The 13,944-nt window shown below is 66.7% G+C and carries 12 protein-coding genes; 4 read left to right on the top strand and 8 right to left on the bottom strand.

Features of this window, described 5'->3' with window-relative positions; all coding sequences use genetic code 11:
* Nucleotides 1–62 precede the first annotated feature (62 nt).
* The 5 genes from eno to ACN0RC_RS00860 all read right to left on the bottom strand — a co-directional run bounded on the left by eno (nucleotide 63) and on the right by ACN0RC_RS00860 (nucleotide 4,460).
* Nucleotides 63–1,343, bottom strand: a complete 1,281-nt coding sequence (gene eno, locus ACN0RC_RS00880) for a phosphopyruvate hydratase (RefSeq protein ID WP_417508175.1) — start codon at nucleotides 1,341–1,343, stop codon at nucleotides 63–65.
* Between the two features lie 89 nt (nucleotides 1,344–1,432).
* A complete protein-coding gene (locus tag ACN0RC_RS00875) occupies nucleotides 1,433–2,101 on the bottom strand; it encodes an O-methyltransferase (protein ID WP_417508174.1) in 669 nt (222 codons plus the stop codon).
* A 31-nt stretch (nucleotides 2,102–2,132) separates the two neighbouring features.
* On the bottom strand, nucleotides 2,133–3,095 hold the full coding sequence (locus tag ACN0RC_RS00870; protein WP_417508173.1) for a CPBP family intramembrane glutamic endopeptidase: 963 nt from the start codon (nucleotides 3,093–3,095) through the stop codon (nucleotides 2,133–2,135).
* Nucleotides 3,092–4,114: a DUF1648 domain-containing protein gene (locus ACN0RC_RS00865; RefSeq protein WP_417508172.1), complete on the bottom strand. Its 1,023-nt coding sequence runs from the start codon at nucleotides 4,112–4,114 to the stop codon at nucleotides 3,092–3,094. Before ACN0RC_RS00865 ends, ACN0RC_RS00870 begins: the two co-directional genes overlap by 4 nt.
* Nucleotides 4,104–4,460: a GntR family transcriptional regulator gene (locus tag ACN0RC_RS00860; protein ID WP_417508171.1), complete on the bottom strand. Its 357-nt coding sequence runs from the start codon at nucleotides 4,458–4,460 to the stop codon at nucleotides 4,104–4,106. Before ACN0RC_RS00860 ends, ACN0RC_RS00865 begins: the two co-directional genes overlap by 11 nt.
* 105 nt (nucleotides 4,461–4,565) lie before the next feature.
* Between ACN0RC_RS00860 and ACN0RC_RS00855 the strand changes: the two genes are divergently transcribed.
* Entirely contained in the window at nucleotides 4,566–5,039 is a 474-nt protein-coding gene (locus ACN0RC_RS00855) for a DUF4442 domain-containing protein (RefSeq protein WP_417508170.1), read from the top strand.
* A gap of 29 nt (nucleotides 5,040–5,068) precedes the next feature.
* Nucleotides 5,069–6,295, top strand: a complete 1,227-nt coding sequence (locus ACN0RC_RS00850) for an APC family permease (RefSeq protein ID WP_417508169.1) — start codon at nucleotides 5,069–5,071, stop codon at nucleotides 6,293–6,295.
* Nucleotides 6,296–6,418: 123 nt separating this feature from the next.
* On the opposite strand, the gene ACN0RC_RS00845 is transcribed toward ACN0RC_RS00850, so the two are convergent.
* The 3 genes from ACN0RC_RS00845 to nhaA are packed head-to-tail and all read right to left on the bottom strand — an operon-like array spanning nucleotide 6,419 to nucleotide 9,595.
* Nucleotides 6,419–7,708: a histidine--tRNA ligase gene (locus ACN0RC_RS00845; RefSeq protein WP_417508572.1), complete on the bottom strand. Its 1,290-nt coding sequence runs from the start codon at nucleotides 7,706–7,708 to the stop codon at nucleotides 6,419–6,421.
* 44 nt (nucleotides 7,709–7,752) lie between these two features.
* On the bottom strand, nucleotides 7,753–8,415 hold the full coding sequence (locus ACN0RC_RS00840; RefSeq protein ID WP_417508168.1) for a MazG family protein: 663 nt from the start codon (nucleotides 8,413–8,415) through the stop codon (nucleotides 7,753–7,755).
* A gap of 13 nt (nucleotides 8,416–8,428) precedes the next feature.
* The gene (gene nhaA, locus ACN0RC_RS00835) at nucleotides 8,429–9,595 is read right to left on the bottom strand and encodes a Na+/H+ antiporter NhaA (protein WP_417508167.1); all 1,167 of its coding nucleotides are present in this window, start codon (nucleotides 9,593–9,595) and stop codon (nucleotides 8,429–8,431) included.
* A 74-nt stretch (nucleotides 9,596–9,669) separates the two neighbouring features.
* On the opposite strand from nhaA, the gene ACN0RC_RS00830 reads away from it, so the two are divergent.
* Together ACN0RC_RS00830 and gdhA are read left to right on the top strand one after the other, a co-directional pair.
* Nucleotides 9,670–12,396: a phosphoenolpyruvate carboxylase gene (locus ACN0RC_RS00830; protein WP_417508166.1), complete on the top strand. Its 2,727-nt coding sequence runs from the start codon at nucleotides 9,670–9,672 to the stop codon at nucleotides 12,394–12,396.
* Nucleotides 12,397–12,516: 120 nt separating this feature from the next.
* The gene (gene gdhA / locus ACN0RC_RS00825; protein WP_417508165.1) at nucleotides 12,517–13,884 is read left to right on the top strand and encodes an NADP-specific glutamate dehydrogenase; all 1,368 of its coding nucleotides are present in this window, start codon (nucleotides 12,517–12,519) and stop codon (nucleotides 13,882–13,884) included.
* Nucleotides 13,885–13,944: the final 60 nt, after the last annotated feature.

Below are 13,944 nucleotides of genomic sequence, written 5' to 3'. Positions count from 1 at the left end.
CTCCCCTCTCTGTCATCTCTCAGCTGTGTGCTGTGTTGCGTTCAGTCGATCGCTTTACGCGCTCAGGCCTGGAAACGCGGGAACGCCGAGCGACCGGCGAAGACCGCGGCGTCCGCGAGGTCTTCTTCGATGCGCAGCAGCTGGTTGTACTTCGCAACGCGCTCGCTGCGCGCCGGTGCACCCGTCTTGATCTGGCCGGCGTTCGTCGCGACGGCGAGGTCGGCGATCGTGGTGTCTTCGGTCTCACCCGAGCGGTGCGAGAGCATCGCGGTGTATCCGGAGCGCTGAGCGAGACTGACAGCGTCGAACGTCTCGGTGAGGGTGCCGATCTGGTTGACCTTCACCAGGAGCGAGTTGGCGACACCGCGCTTGATGCCGTCTGCCAGGCGCTGCGGGTTCGTGACGAACAGGTCGTCGCCGACGAGCTGCACCTTCGAGCCGAGCGCATCGGTGAGCAGCTTCCAGTTGTCCCAGTCGTCCTCGGCCAGTGCGTCCTCGATCGTGACGATCGGGAAATCGTTGACCAGGCCCTCGTAGTACTCGATGAGCTCGGGTCCTGACCAGTCCTTGTTGTCGAGGCGGTAGACGCCGTCGTTGAAGAACTCGGTTGCGGCGACGTCGAGGCCGAGGGCGATGTCCTTGCCCGGGGTGAAACCGGCCTTCTCGATCGCCTTGACGAGGAACTCGAGCCCCTCGCGGTTGCTGGGCAGGTCGGGGGCGAAGCCGCCCTCGTCGCCGAGGCCCGTGGCGTAGCCGGCGGCCTTCAGCTCGCCGCGGAGCACGTGGTAGGTCTCGACGCCCCAGCGCAGCGACTCCGAGTAGGTCTCTGCACCGATGGGCGCGAGGAAGAACTCCTGCATGTCGATGCCGTTGTCGGCGTGCTCGCCACCGTTGATGACGTTGAACAGCGGAACGGGCAGAACGTGCGCGTTGGGTCCGCCGAGGTAGCGGTACAGCGGCAGGTCTGCGCTGTCCGCCGCGGCCTTGGCGACTGCGAGGCTCACACCGAGGATCGCGTTGGCGCCCGTGCGCTTCTTGTTCTCGGTGCCGTCGGTCTCGTTCAGGATCTCGTCGACGATGCGCTGCTCGCTCGCCTCGACACCCTCGATCGCAGGGCCGAGCTCGTCGATGATCGCTTCAACAGCCTTGAGGACGCCCTTGCCGCCATAGCGGGACTTGTCACCGTCGCGGAGCTCGTACGCCTCGAACGCGCCAGTGGATGCGCCGGAGGGAACAGCTGCCCGCTGGACGATTCCATCGTCGAGGAGCACCTCCACCTCGACGGTCGGGTTGCCACGGGAATCCAGAATCTCGCGTGCGCCTACAGCCTCGATGAGTGCCACGTATGTGCTCCTTGATCAGAGAGAAAGGTGGGTGTGGAGCGTCGTCGATCCGTGGTCAGTCTAGCTGGCGGTGCTCACCCGCCACATGTTCAGATCACGAGGGCGAGCGCGAAGCCGTCCCAGCCTTTGATTCCCACTGTCTGGAGAGCCGTCGCGTCGAAGCGCGGGTCCTCCGCCAGCATCCGCAATGCGTCACGCGTGCCGATCACCATCGGATCCGCGCTCGCATCATTGACGATCTCGCCGTCTCGACCGATGTTGTCGAGTATGACGACGGTGCCCGGCCTGCCGAGCCGAGCGGCCCAGTCGAGGTAGATCGTGTTCGATTGCTTATCCGCATCGATGAAGACCAGATCGAAGGGCTCTGAGCCGTCGAGTGTGGGCAGCACTTCCGCCGCGCGCCCGATGCGGACGGCGACCCGATCCCCCACCCCGGCTGCATCGATGCTCGCGCGCGCCACTGCGGCATTCGCCGGCTCGGCTTCGATCGAGACGACCTGGCCGTCGTCGCCGACAGCACGCGCGAGCCAGATCGTGGAGTATCCACCGAGCGTGCCGATCTCGAGGACGCGGCGGGCGCCACTGATGCGGGCGAGCAGGCTGAGCAGCTTGCCGCTGACTGGTGCGACCTCGATCGCCGGCATCCCGGCGTCTTCCTGCGCAGCGAGTGCGGCGTCGAGCGCCGCGTCGTGGCCGACGAGCAGCTCAGAGAGGAACTCGTCTGTGCGGCGCCAGTTCGCAGGAGTCGATTCGGACATGGCTCCACCCAACCCCGCGGCGTTCGCCACGTCAAGCGTCCGTGTGCTGCGCTCCGACGCGCGGTGCGGAGAGCACGCGACCCACTGCACCGTCCAGCTCGGGCTGACGACGGAACTGCCCGGTCAGCACCAGCACAACCGCCACGATCGCGCAGACGATCCAGCCGGAGAATCCGAGGAAGCCCGCCAGTGCGGGATCGAACGTGGTCCCGGAAAGGTACAGCAGCCCGATCAGTCCACCGGAAGCGTTCATCGCGCCGTGTGCGAATACCGCCGGCCACACTGACGCCGAACGCAGGCGCAGCCATCCGAGCAGCACGCCCCAGGCGACGCATCCGCCGGTCATGAACAGCACACCGGTGATGTCGAGGCGGCCGAAGTTGTAACCGAGCAGGATGACCGGCGAGTGCCACAGTCCCCACACGGCACCGCTGATCAGCAGCGCAGGCCACGTCCCCAACGGGCGCAGCGCCGGAACGAGGAAACCACGCCATCCGAGCTCTTCACCGAAGGCGAGAGCCGCGTTGATCGTGGCGGCGGCGAACGGTATCGCCACCAGTTGCGAGAGGATCACGACGATGACCGGCGGTGCGGGAACTCCGGCAGGAAGGCTCGCCTCGATCTGCTCGGCGAACGCCGAGAAGTGCACCAGGTCGAGCTGCACCCATCCGCACAGCGCCGCGACGGTCACGGTCGCCATCGACAGCACGATGGGAGCGAAGAGGCCGAGCACCATCATCCACACGACGCGCTTCGCCGGGCGCAGCGGCCACATGCCCAGAAATCTCAGGCGCTCGCCCTTGGGCACCGGACGCAGAGCGAGCATGACGATCAGCACGGCGACTGCTGGCGTGTACATCATGATCGGGATCAGAATCCCCGTGAGCGGATTCGCGAGCCCGCCATCCATCCACAGCGGAAGAGCGACGAGCCAGGCCAGCCCGCAGGCGAGAACGATGAACGAGATCGTGGCGAACGGGCGGATGCGGGTCATGATTTGGCTCCCTTGGCAGCGCTGTTGAGGACGGATGCCGCGGTGGCGGCATCGTCGATGGTGATGACGAATCGTCGACCGTTGTGACGAGTGACCTGGAGGGCCTCCCCGGTGCGCAGCACGATGCCCATCCGGCCGTCGACGGCGATGCGCAGACCCCACCCGCCGAACTCTCCCATCGGATTGACCGATACGACCCGCACATCGCTGATGTCTGCCGCGGGGATGTTCCACCGCGGCCACCCTGCGATAGAGCGCACTCGCAGTCCCTCAGCGTTCACCCGGACGCGGAAGACGAGCGTGACGACGACCAGCAGGACCACCAACAGCGTGACCGCGGCCATGATCCATCCCGTGCCGGGATCGGCGACGAACACCCATCCGGTCGTGATGATCAGCAGGAGGACTGCCGCGATCAAGGCGATGATGCCGGGACGCGCCATCGCCGCGGTGCCGAACCACGCGGCACGCTCGCTCTCACCGAGCTCGATGTCTTCTACCGCCGCGCCCGCGTCACCGGTGGGCTCGGGCGAGCGCGGCTGCAGGAACCACCCCACCGCTGCACCGACGACGAGCAGTCCGAGCGCTATCCAGACCGCGCCGGCGATGTCAGGCGCCTGTGCCGCATCGGGGATCCCGCGTTGCACACCGGTCGTGACAAGTGAGATGAACGCGAAGAGCAGAGCGAGCCCCAGGTTCATTCCGCCGAGGAATCGCGAGGTGGACCCCCACGGCTGCACCTGTGGCTTCGTGCTGCTCTGCGGCATGCGGTGCCCGGAGACCCCGATCAGCGTCATGAGCGTCACCAAGCCACCACCGACACCGAGCGGAAGCACGATCGCCATCCACTTCGGCCCGTAGCCGTCGACGCCCTCGGAGCCCCAGTGAGTAGCGATCGGGTCAGGCAGCTCCGGCAGCCATGTCGCGACGATGACGGTGGCGATGAGGATGATCACCAACGGGACGATCACACCAACCCAGGCAAATGCGGTGCGGGAGCGTCGAACGTCATCTTTCATGAGCGGTGTCCTTCACGAGAGAGGCAAGAGTTGTGGAGGAGATCCCAAGGGACGCAGCGCGGCGGACGAGATCGGCGACGTCACCTGCGAGATCGGCGAGGGGCGCGGCGGAACCGGAGACGAGCGCGCCGCGACCACGGCGCAGATCGATCAGACCCTCGTCACGCAGCTGCTGGTAGGCGCGGAGAACCGTGTGCAGGTTGATCTCGAGCGCATCGGCCACCTCACGCGCCGTCGGCAGCCGGTCCCCCGGGCCGATGCGTCCGGCGAGGATGTCACCGCGCACCGAGGATGCGACCTGCTCGAACAGCGGCCGATTGCTTTCGGCATCGATTCTGATGAGCATCCCGCACCTCCTGAGTTGTCCCTATAATTCTATGACAACTAGAACAATTGTGGCAACACACACATCAGTTCTTGTTGACCTCCTTCGGTCGGCCACACTGAGGACATGAAGATCACTCCCCGCCGTCTCGCGATCGGAATGAGCCTGTGGGCCCCGAACTTCTTCAGCGGCATCCGCGTTCGGCGCTTCAGCGACGATTGGACGCGCGCGAGCGTCGAGCTGCACGTCAACCTGTTCACGCGCAATTACGTGAAGACCGCATTCGGCGGCTCGATGTCGGCGATGACCGACCCGTACTACTTCATGCTTGTCATGCACCAGCTCGGACGTGACTACGTCGTCTGGGACACCCGTGGCGAGATCGACCTCATCAAGCCGGGGCGCGGCGTGCTGACCGCGCACTTCCATGTCTCGAAGGAGCGGATCGCGCAGATCCGCGAACGCGCGCACGGCGGCGCGAAGGTGCTCGAATGGTTCGAGACCGAGATCACCGACCGCGACGGAGACGTGGTGGCGAAGGTGCGCCGTGAGGTGTACATCCGTGAGAAGAAGCGTGTGACCGCCACTCGCGACACCTGAAGTTCACCCGCGGGTGACACGATGACAGGATGCAGCTCGCCCGTCGCCTGACTCTCACAGATGCCGTCGCCATCGGTCTCGGCTCTATGGTCGGCGCCGGGGTCTTCTCGGTGTGGGGACCGGCGCTCGACGCCGCCGGTTCCGGTCTGCTCATCGCGCTGGCCATCGCCGCTGTCGTGGCGTTCTGCAATGCCACCTCGTCTGCGCAGCTCGCCGCCGTGCACCCGGTATCCGGTGGCACCTACTCCTACGCCCGCACCGAGATCGGCCCGTGGTGGGGATTCATCGCCGGCTGGTGCTTCGTCATCGGCAAGATCGCCAGCTGTGCGGCGATGGCACTGACGTTCGCGGCGTACGCCGCCCCCGAGGGCTGGCAGCTGCCGGTCGCGATCCTCGCCGTCGCCGCCCTCGTCACGGTGAACTGCTTCGGCGTCACGCGCACAGCGCTGCTCACCCGCATCCTCGTCATCGTCTCGCTGCTGGGACTCGCGGTCGTCGTGGCCGCAGGGTTCGCCGCAACGCCGACGGCAGGTCCCGCTCCCCTGCCCGACCTCACCGCCTATGGCGTGCTGCAGGGAGCGGGACTGCTGTTCTTCGCCTTCGCCGGCTACGCGCGCATCGCCACGATGGGCGAAGAGGTCACAGACCCCGCCCGCAACATTCCTCGCGCGATCGTGTTCGCTCTCTCCGGAGCGATCATCGTCTACGCGCTCATCGCCGTCGTAGTGATGCAGACGCTGGGGGCGGATGCCGAGACCAGCACCGCACCACTGGCTGATGTCGTCAGCGCAGCCGGCTGGAATGCGCTCGCACCTGTCGTACGAGTCGCTGCCGCCACAGCATCCCTCGGCGCGCTGCTCGCGCTGATCACCGGAATCGGGCGCACCACCCTCGCGATGGGGCGCGAATCCGATCTGCCGCCGTGGCTCGCGGCCGTGCACCCGCGCTGGCAGGTTCCGCACCGCGCGGAGATCACAATCGGTCTCGTCGTCATCGTCATCCTGCTGTTCGCCGATCTGCGCAACGCGATCGGCTTCTCGTCGTTCGGCGTGCTGCTCTACTACTTGATCGCGAACGCCTCCGCGTTCCGCCAGAAAGCAGATGTGCGCCGTTATCCACGCGCACTTCAGGTCTTCGGAGCGTTCGGTTGCCTGGTGCTGGTGAGCACTCTGCCCGTGCTGGCATCGCTCGTCGGCACCGGAGTCGTACTCGTGGGTGTGGCGTACCGGATGCTACGCCTCAAGGTCGCGCGCTGAGCGCGGCGTGACCGCGAGGACAGCTGTCAGTTGAAATCACAGATATCAGTGGAAAAAGCGCATTCGCGGCTGACATCCGTGATCTGGACTGACAGGTGTGCCGCGGAGTGCGGTCGTGAGGGCTCAGGCGAGCGGCTTGATCTCGAGAGTTCCGGGCTCGGCGCCGACCGACACCGTCGCGAAGGCGTTGTAGCCGTCTGCGGCCGAGCGCTCAAGCAGCGCCTTGAAGTTCTTCACGCGCCGCTCCAGGCGCACGCGACCCTTCGACGGGCTCAGGGACCGAAGTAAGGCCGCCTTGTGCGCGACGAGTTCAGCCACAGGCACATCCGCGTCGTGCACGAGAACGACCGAGCTGCTGTCAGCATCCGCGTCCAGCTCGACGAGGTCGACAAGCCGTTCGAAGCCGAGCGAGAAGCCGACCGCCGGCACCTGCTGGCCGAGGAACCGGCCGATCATGCCGTCGTAGCGCCCGCCACCACCGAGCGAGTACGACACCGACGGGTGCGCGAGCTCGAAGATCGTGCCCGTGTAATAGCCCATGCCGCGCACCAGGAACGGGTCGAAGACGAGCGGGATCGCCCCTTCGACAGGCTCAGGGGACGAGGTCCCTCCTCCGACGGCCACAGCCTCGCCGATTCCGACCAGGTGCGCGACGATCTCGTCGGGCGCGCCCTCGGGCAGCGCCTTGCGGATCTGCCGCTCGCCGAACGGGTTGTACTCCATCGTCTGCGGGCGACGCAGGAAAGCGTCGAAGGCATCGACAGCGGATGCCGTGGCTCCGCGTTCACGCAGCTCAGCGACGATGCCGTCGGGTCCGATCTTGTCGAGCTTGTCGATCGTGATCAGCACGCCGGGGCGCTCTTCGATCGCGAATCCGAAGGAATCCAGCATCCAATCGAGCACTCGACGGTCATTGATGCGCACGGTCGCGCCGGTGAGCCCGAGCGCGTCGAGGGCATCAAGGGATGCCACCAGCAGCTCGGCTTCGGCACGCGAGGTGTCGTCGCCCATGATGTCGATATCGCACTGCATGAACTGGCGGTAGCGGCCCTTCTGCGGGCGCTCTGCCCGCCAGACCGGGCCGATCTGAATCGCACGGAACACCCCGGGAAGCTGCCCGCGATTGCTGGCATAGAAACGCGAGAGCGGCACCGTCAGGTCGTAGCGCAGGCCCAGGTCGCTGAGGGCAGCGGGGTCTCCGGCGCCTGCGGCGATGGCCTCGGCATCCAGCCCACGACGAAGGATGTTGTACGAGAGTTTCTCGTTGTCGCCGCCGATACCCGCATGCAGCCGGTCATACTCCTCGACGGCAGGCGTCTCGATCTCGTCGAATCCATGCGCGAGGTAGCGCTCGCGGATGACGGAGAGCACGCGCTCACGACGGGCCTTGTCGGCGGGGAGGATGTCGCGCATGCCGCGCGGCGGGTTCACAGTAGCCACGTCTCCATCTTTCCAGGTCAGCGACCCTCGGCCGCGCGAACCTCGTCCTCAAGCACGCGCAGACGCTCGCGAAGCGCGCGCTCTGCGTCCCATCCGTTCGCACGAGCGGTGGCGGTGAGCATCAGCAGCAGTTCACCGAGCTCTTCTTCCGACTCCGGCGCGGCGCCGACCTCGGCAGCATCGTGCGCGGCGAGCGCCACATCATCTCCTGTCCCCACGGATGCCGCACGGCCCAGCACCTTCTGCGCACGTGCGAGCGACGGCATCCCCGCGGGCACGCCGTCGAGCACACTGCGTCGCTCACGCTTCTCGGCCGCCTTCGCCGCGTTCCAGTGCACGAGCACCTCATCGGGAGTCGTCGCCACTTCATCGCCGAATACATGCGGATGCCGGCGGATCATCTTCTCGGTCAGCCTCTCAGCCACGTCGTCAATGTCGAACGGATCCTCCGGGTTTTGCGCGGCGATCGCCGCGTGGAACAGTACCTGCCACAACAGATCACCGAGTTCTTCGCGCAGGTCGGCGCGCGAACCGCTCTCGACCGCGTCGATGACCTCGTGGGACTCTTCGATCAGGTAGGGCACGAGATCGCGGTGGGTGATCTGTTGCGACCAGACGCACTTCTCGCGGACCGCGCGCATCGTGTCAGCGGCGGTGCGCAGAGCATCAGAGCCGGTCATCGCGTCCTCCTTGTCATGAGCTGGCTGCGTTCACACGCCGATGCCACGCTGCCCGCGAAGAGACGAGAACCCCAGCGAGCACCACCGAGATCAGCGACCCGACGAGCACGCCGAGGATCGCCTGGTCGCGAACGCCGGGATCATCGGCGAACGCCAGGTTCGCCAGCAGCAGCGAGACGGTGAATCCGATGCCGCCGAGTGCCCCCGCCGCCACGAGATCCATGACCGTGAGGGCGGAACTCTTGCTGCCTGAGCCGATTCTGACCGCGATCCATCCGAACACGGTGATGCCGATGATCTTGCCCACCGGCAACGCCACCGCGATGCCGAAGAACGCCGGCGACAGGTCTGCCGGCGCCACAGCGGGAATCACGACAAAGGCTGCGGCGAAGGCGAAGATCGGCAGGATCGCCCCGTTGACCCAGGGCTCGATCGCGTGACGGGCCTGCATCGAGGGCGACTGCGCGATCGCCAGCCCCAGCATGACGCCGGCGATCGTGGCGTGGATGCCCGAGAGCAGCACGAGCGCCCACACCACCACCCCGAGAATGATCATCACGGTGATGACGAGCCGCGAGTTCTTTGTGGGCAGCATCCGCGAGATGGCACCGAACGCGACGACACCCACAACAGCGAGCACGAGGAAGACCCAGTTCAGATCGTGCGCGAAGAGCACGGCGATGAAGATGATGCCGATGATGTCGTCGAGAATCGCGAGCGCGAGCAGAAAGACGCGCACCGCGGCTGGCAGCCCTTTTCCGAACACCGCCAGCACCCCGAGCGCGAAAGCGATATCGGTGGCGGTCGGGATAGGCCATCCGGATGCTGTCGCTCCGTCACCGGCGAGCATGAGGTAGATGGCGATCGGCACGAGTACACCACCCGCGGCAGCGATCGCCGGCTGAACCGCTTTGCGGAAGGAGTTGAGCTCCCCTCGGGTGAGCTCGTACTGCAGCTCCATCGCGACGACGAAGAAGAAGATCGCCAGCAGTCCGTCTGAGATCCAGTGTGCGACCGAAAGGTCGATGCCTGTCCCAGGAATCGCAATATGCGCGTCGAGAATCGCCGCGATCGGGCCATGACTCGGCAGGTTCGCGAGCAGGAGGCCGAGCGCTGCGGCGAGCAGAAGGAGCACTGCGGGAAACTGCTGCGTGCGCAGAAGGTTACGGGTATCAGACATCCGCTCCATGCTACTTCGGCCGATGACACCGCGTCACGTGGTCGGAGGCCCCGCAGCGACGGGGCTAACCTCGAATGGTGATCACGGATTCCCCCACCCCCGAGCCCACACCCACAGAGGCCATCCGCGTCATCGGCCGTTTCGAAGCCGGACGCGGCATTCCCGACGAGATGCGCGCGGACGTGCGAATGCTCGGCGCGCTGCTCGGTCAGGTGCTCCGCGAATGCGGCAGCCCCGGACTGTTCGAAGACGTCGAGCGGCTGCGCCTGGCCAGCATTCAGGCGTACGAAGAGCACAGCACCCCGTCCGAGAGCGGAGCGTTCCAGCGCGCGGCCGAGATCGCCGAATCGTTTACGATCGAGCGGGCTGATGAGGTCGCCCGCGCCTTCACGTGCTACTTTCACCTGGTGAACCTCGCCGAGGAGCACCAGCGGGTGCGCGTCCTTCGCGAACGCGCAGGACGCCCCAGCACTTCCTCTGCGTCAGCGACCGGCGCCCCGGCATCCGATACGCTCGCCGCCGCCTACGCTCAGCTGCGCAGCGAGGTCGGCGATGACGAGGCCCAGCGACGCCTCGAAAGTCTGCGCTTCCACCCCGTCTTCACCGCACACCCCACTGAGGCACGGCGACGGGCCGTCTCCGGCAGCATCCGTCGCCTTTCCGAGCTGCTGAGCGAACACGATGCGGCAAGCGTCGGGGGCGCAGAAGAGCGTCGCGCGAGCCGTCGGATGCTGGAAGAGGTCGACACTCTCTGGCGCACCGCTCCGCTGCGGGCGCAGAAGCCCTCTCCCACCGACGAGGTCCGCACCGTCATGTCGGTGTTCGATGAGACCCTCTTCACCACCGTCCCGCACGTCTACCGCCGCATCGACGACGCGCTGCGCGGTGAGGATTCCGGCGCGAGCACGCCGATCGTTCCCGCATTCGTGCGCATCGGATCGTGGGTCGGAGGCGACCGTGACGGCAACCCGTTCGTCACCGCATCCGTGACCCGCGAGGCCTCGAAGATCGCCTCCGACCACGTCCTGCGCGGCCTCGAACGCGCCATCGACCGCATCGGTCGCAGTCTCACGCTCGACGCCGAAGGTACCCCGCCCAGCGGCGAGGTCACCGCTCTGTGGGATGCGTTCGCGCACTCCGCACCCGACCTCGCGAACGAGATCGCCACGCGCTCCCCGGATGAGCCGCACCGCCGCGTGCTGCTCGCTTTCGCGGACCGCGTCGCCGCCACGCGCGCCGATGCATCCGGAGCCTACAGCGCCCCTGAGGAGCTGCTGGCAGACCTCCGCGCCGTACAGCACTCACTCGTCGCCTCTGGCGCGAAACGTCACGCCTTCGGTGGCATCCAGCATCTGATCTGGCAGGTCGAGACCTACGGTTTCCACCTCACCGAGCTCGAAGTGCGCCAGCACTCCCAGGTGCACCGCGAGGCCCTTGCCGAACTCGACGCGGGCGGCGAGCTCAGCGAGCGCACGCTCGAGGTTCTCGATGTGTTCCGCGCGGTGGCCGAAATTCAGCGCACCTACGGTCTGCGTGCAGCCGGACGCTACGTCGTCTCGTTCACGCAGTCGGCAGAAGATCTCGCGAACGTGCACCGGCTCGCGACGTATGCGCTCGGCGACGACGTTCCCGTCCTCGACGTGGTGCCGCTGTTCGAGACGTTCGCGGACTTGCAGGCGGCCCCGGCGATCCTCACCGAGGTCGTCGATTTCCCTGAGTTCCGCGCCCGGATGGCCTCGACCGGCAACCGCCTGGAGGTCATGCTCGGGTACTCCGACTCGTCGAAGGACGTCGGCCCGGTTGCCGCGAACCTCGCGCTCTACGAAGCGCAGGAGAAGATCGCACTGTGGGCGAAGGAGTCCGGCATCGCGCTGACCCTGTTCCACGGTCGCGGCGGCGCTCTCGGCCGCGGCGGAGGGCCGGCGAACTCGGCGATCCTCGCCCAGCCGCCGCACTCCGTCGACGGCCGCTTCAAGCTCACCGAGCAGGGTGAGACGATCTTCGCTCGCTACGGCGAGCCCGCGATCGCCATGCGTCACATCGACCAGGTCGCTGCGGCGACTCTGCTGGCATCTTCGCCGAGCGTCGAGGAGCGCACCAGCGGCGCTGCCGCGCGCTACGCACCGATCGCACAGACGATGGATGCTGCGTCCCGCGAGCGCTTCTTCTCGCTCGTGAAGGCCGAGGGCTTCGCCCCCTGGTTCGCCACCGTCACCCCGATGGAGGAGATCGGCCTGCTCGCTCTCGGCTCGCGGCCCGCCCGCCGCGGACTCTCGGTCGAGTCCCTCGAAGACCTGCGCGCGATTCCGTGGGTGTTCGCGTGGACCCAGGCCCGCATCAACCTGGCGGGGTGGTTCGGTCTGGGCAGCGCGCTCGAGGCGGTGGGAGACGAAGCGCTCCTCGTCGAGGCTTACCACGAGTGGCCACTGCTGCGCACGATGATCGACAACGTGGCGATGAGCCTGGCGAAGACCGACGAGCGCATCGCGCGTCAGTACCTGGCGCTCGGCGACCGTGACGACCTCGCAGCCCTCGTCCTCGACGAGCTCGCGCTCACCAAAGCGTGGGTCATCCGCCTCACTGGTGGCACGGGTCTGCTCGAGAACAAGCCGATCCTCCAGCGGGCCGTGACACTGCGCAGCCCCTACGTGGATGCACTGTCGCTGCTGCAGCTGCGTGCGCTGCGTGAGCTGCGCTCGGCGGCATCCGACCCGCAGGGATCGGGCGCGGCTGACGAGCAACGCCGGCTCCTGCTGCTCTCGGTCAGCGGCGTTGCCGCTGGCCTGCAGAACACCGGGTGAGACCCCCTGTTACTACACCATCGAACACCCGGGGTAAAGTGAAACCTCGCGCCCGATCCGGCGCACGACTTCTCGCGACACGATCGCGCCCTCAGCCACAAAACCAGAAAGCTGTCCCGCGTGACCGCAACCCTCACTGAATTTCACCCGCTCACCGAGTCTGTCCAGCCCGTGTTCGACACGGTTCTGGCCCGCAGCCCGCACGAACCCGAGTTCCAGCAGGCCGTGCACGAAGTGCTCGGAACGATCTCCCCGGCGCTCGAGCAGCACCCGGAATACGTCGAAGCAGGCATCCTCGAGCGGCTCGTCGAGCCCGAGCGTCAGATCATGTTCCGCGTGCCGTGGATCGATGACGCAGGAAAGCTGCAGGTGAATCGTGGCTACCGCATCCAGTTCTCCTCGGTGCTCGGCCCGTACAAGGGCGGACTGCGCTTCCACCCCTCGGTGAACCTGTCGATCATCAAGTTCCTGGGCTTCGAGCAGATCTTCAAGAATGCTCTGACCGGTCAGGGCATCGGCGGCGCCAAGGGCGGTTCGGACTTCGACCCGCACCGCAAGAGCGACGCCGAGGTCATGCGCTTCTGCCAGTCGTTCATGGGCGAGCTGTACCGCCACCTCGGCGAGCACACCGATGTTCCTGCAGGTGACATCGGCGTCGGCGGGCGCGAGATCGGCTACCTGTTCGGCGCGTACCGCAAGATCACGAACCGTCACGAGTCGGGCATGTTCACCGGCAAGGGCACCGGCTGGGGCGGTGCTGAAGTGCGGACCGAGGCCACCGGTTACGGGGCGGTGTTCTTCGCTGAGGAGATGCTCGGCGTGCACGGCGATTCTCTCCAGGGCAAGCGCGTCGGCATCTCGGGCTCGGGCAACGTCGCGATCTACGCCATCCAGAAGGCTGCACAGCTCGGCGCGACTGCCGTGACGGCATCCGACTCTTCGGGTTACATCGTCGACGATGCCGGAATCGATCTCGACCTCCTGCGCCAGATCAAGGAAGTCGAGCGCGGCCGCATCGTCGAGTACGCGAACCGTCGCGCCAGCGCACGCTTCATCGAAGGCGGCAGCGTCTGGGATGTTCCCGTCGACATCGCAGTGCCGTCTGCGACGCAGAACGAGGTCAGCCTCGCCGACGCGGAGTCGCTGATCGCGAACGGCGTCCGCGCCGTCTCCGAGGGCGCCAACATGCCGTGTGTTCCCGATGCCGTCGCCGCATTCCAGCGCGCCGGCGTGCTGTTCGCACCGGGCAAGGCGGCCAACGCGGGTGGTGTGGCCACCTCTGCGCTCGAGATGAGCCAGAACGCATCGCGTCAGCGCTGGACCTTCGGCGACAGTGAGGACAAGCTGCGCGAGATCATGCGCGACATCCATCGGGCGGCATTCGATGCGGCCGAGAAGTACGGCGTCGCGGGAGACTACGTCGCCGGAGCGAACATCGCGGGCTTCCAGCGGGTTGCCGCGGCGATGCTCGCCCAGGGCGTCATCTGATCCCCCGCTCTAACGGGTGCTGACAGCCGTCAGTGCATTTCACAGATGCCGGTCGAAACC

The organism is Microbacterium sp., from assembly GCF_048259935.1.
Taxonomy (GTDB): domain Bacteria; phylum Actinomycetota; class Actinomycetes; order Actinomycetales; family Microbacteriaceae; genus Microbacterium.
Note: the sequence above shows the minus strand (reverse complement) of the source record. Positions and strands in the feature narration are given on the sequence as shown.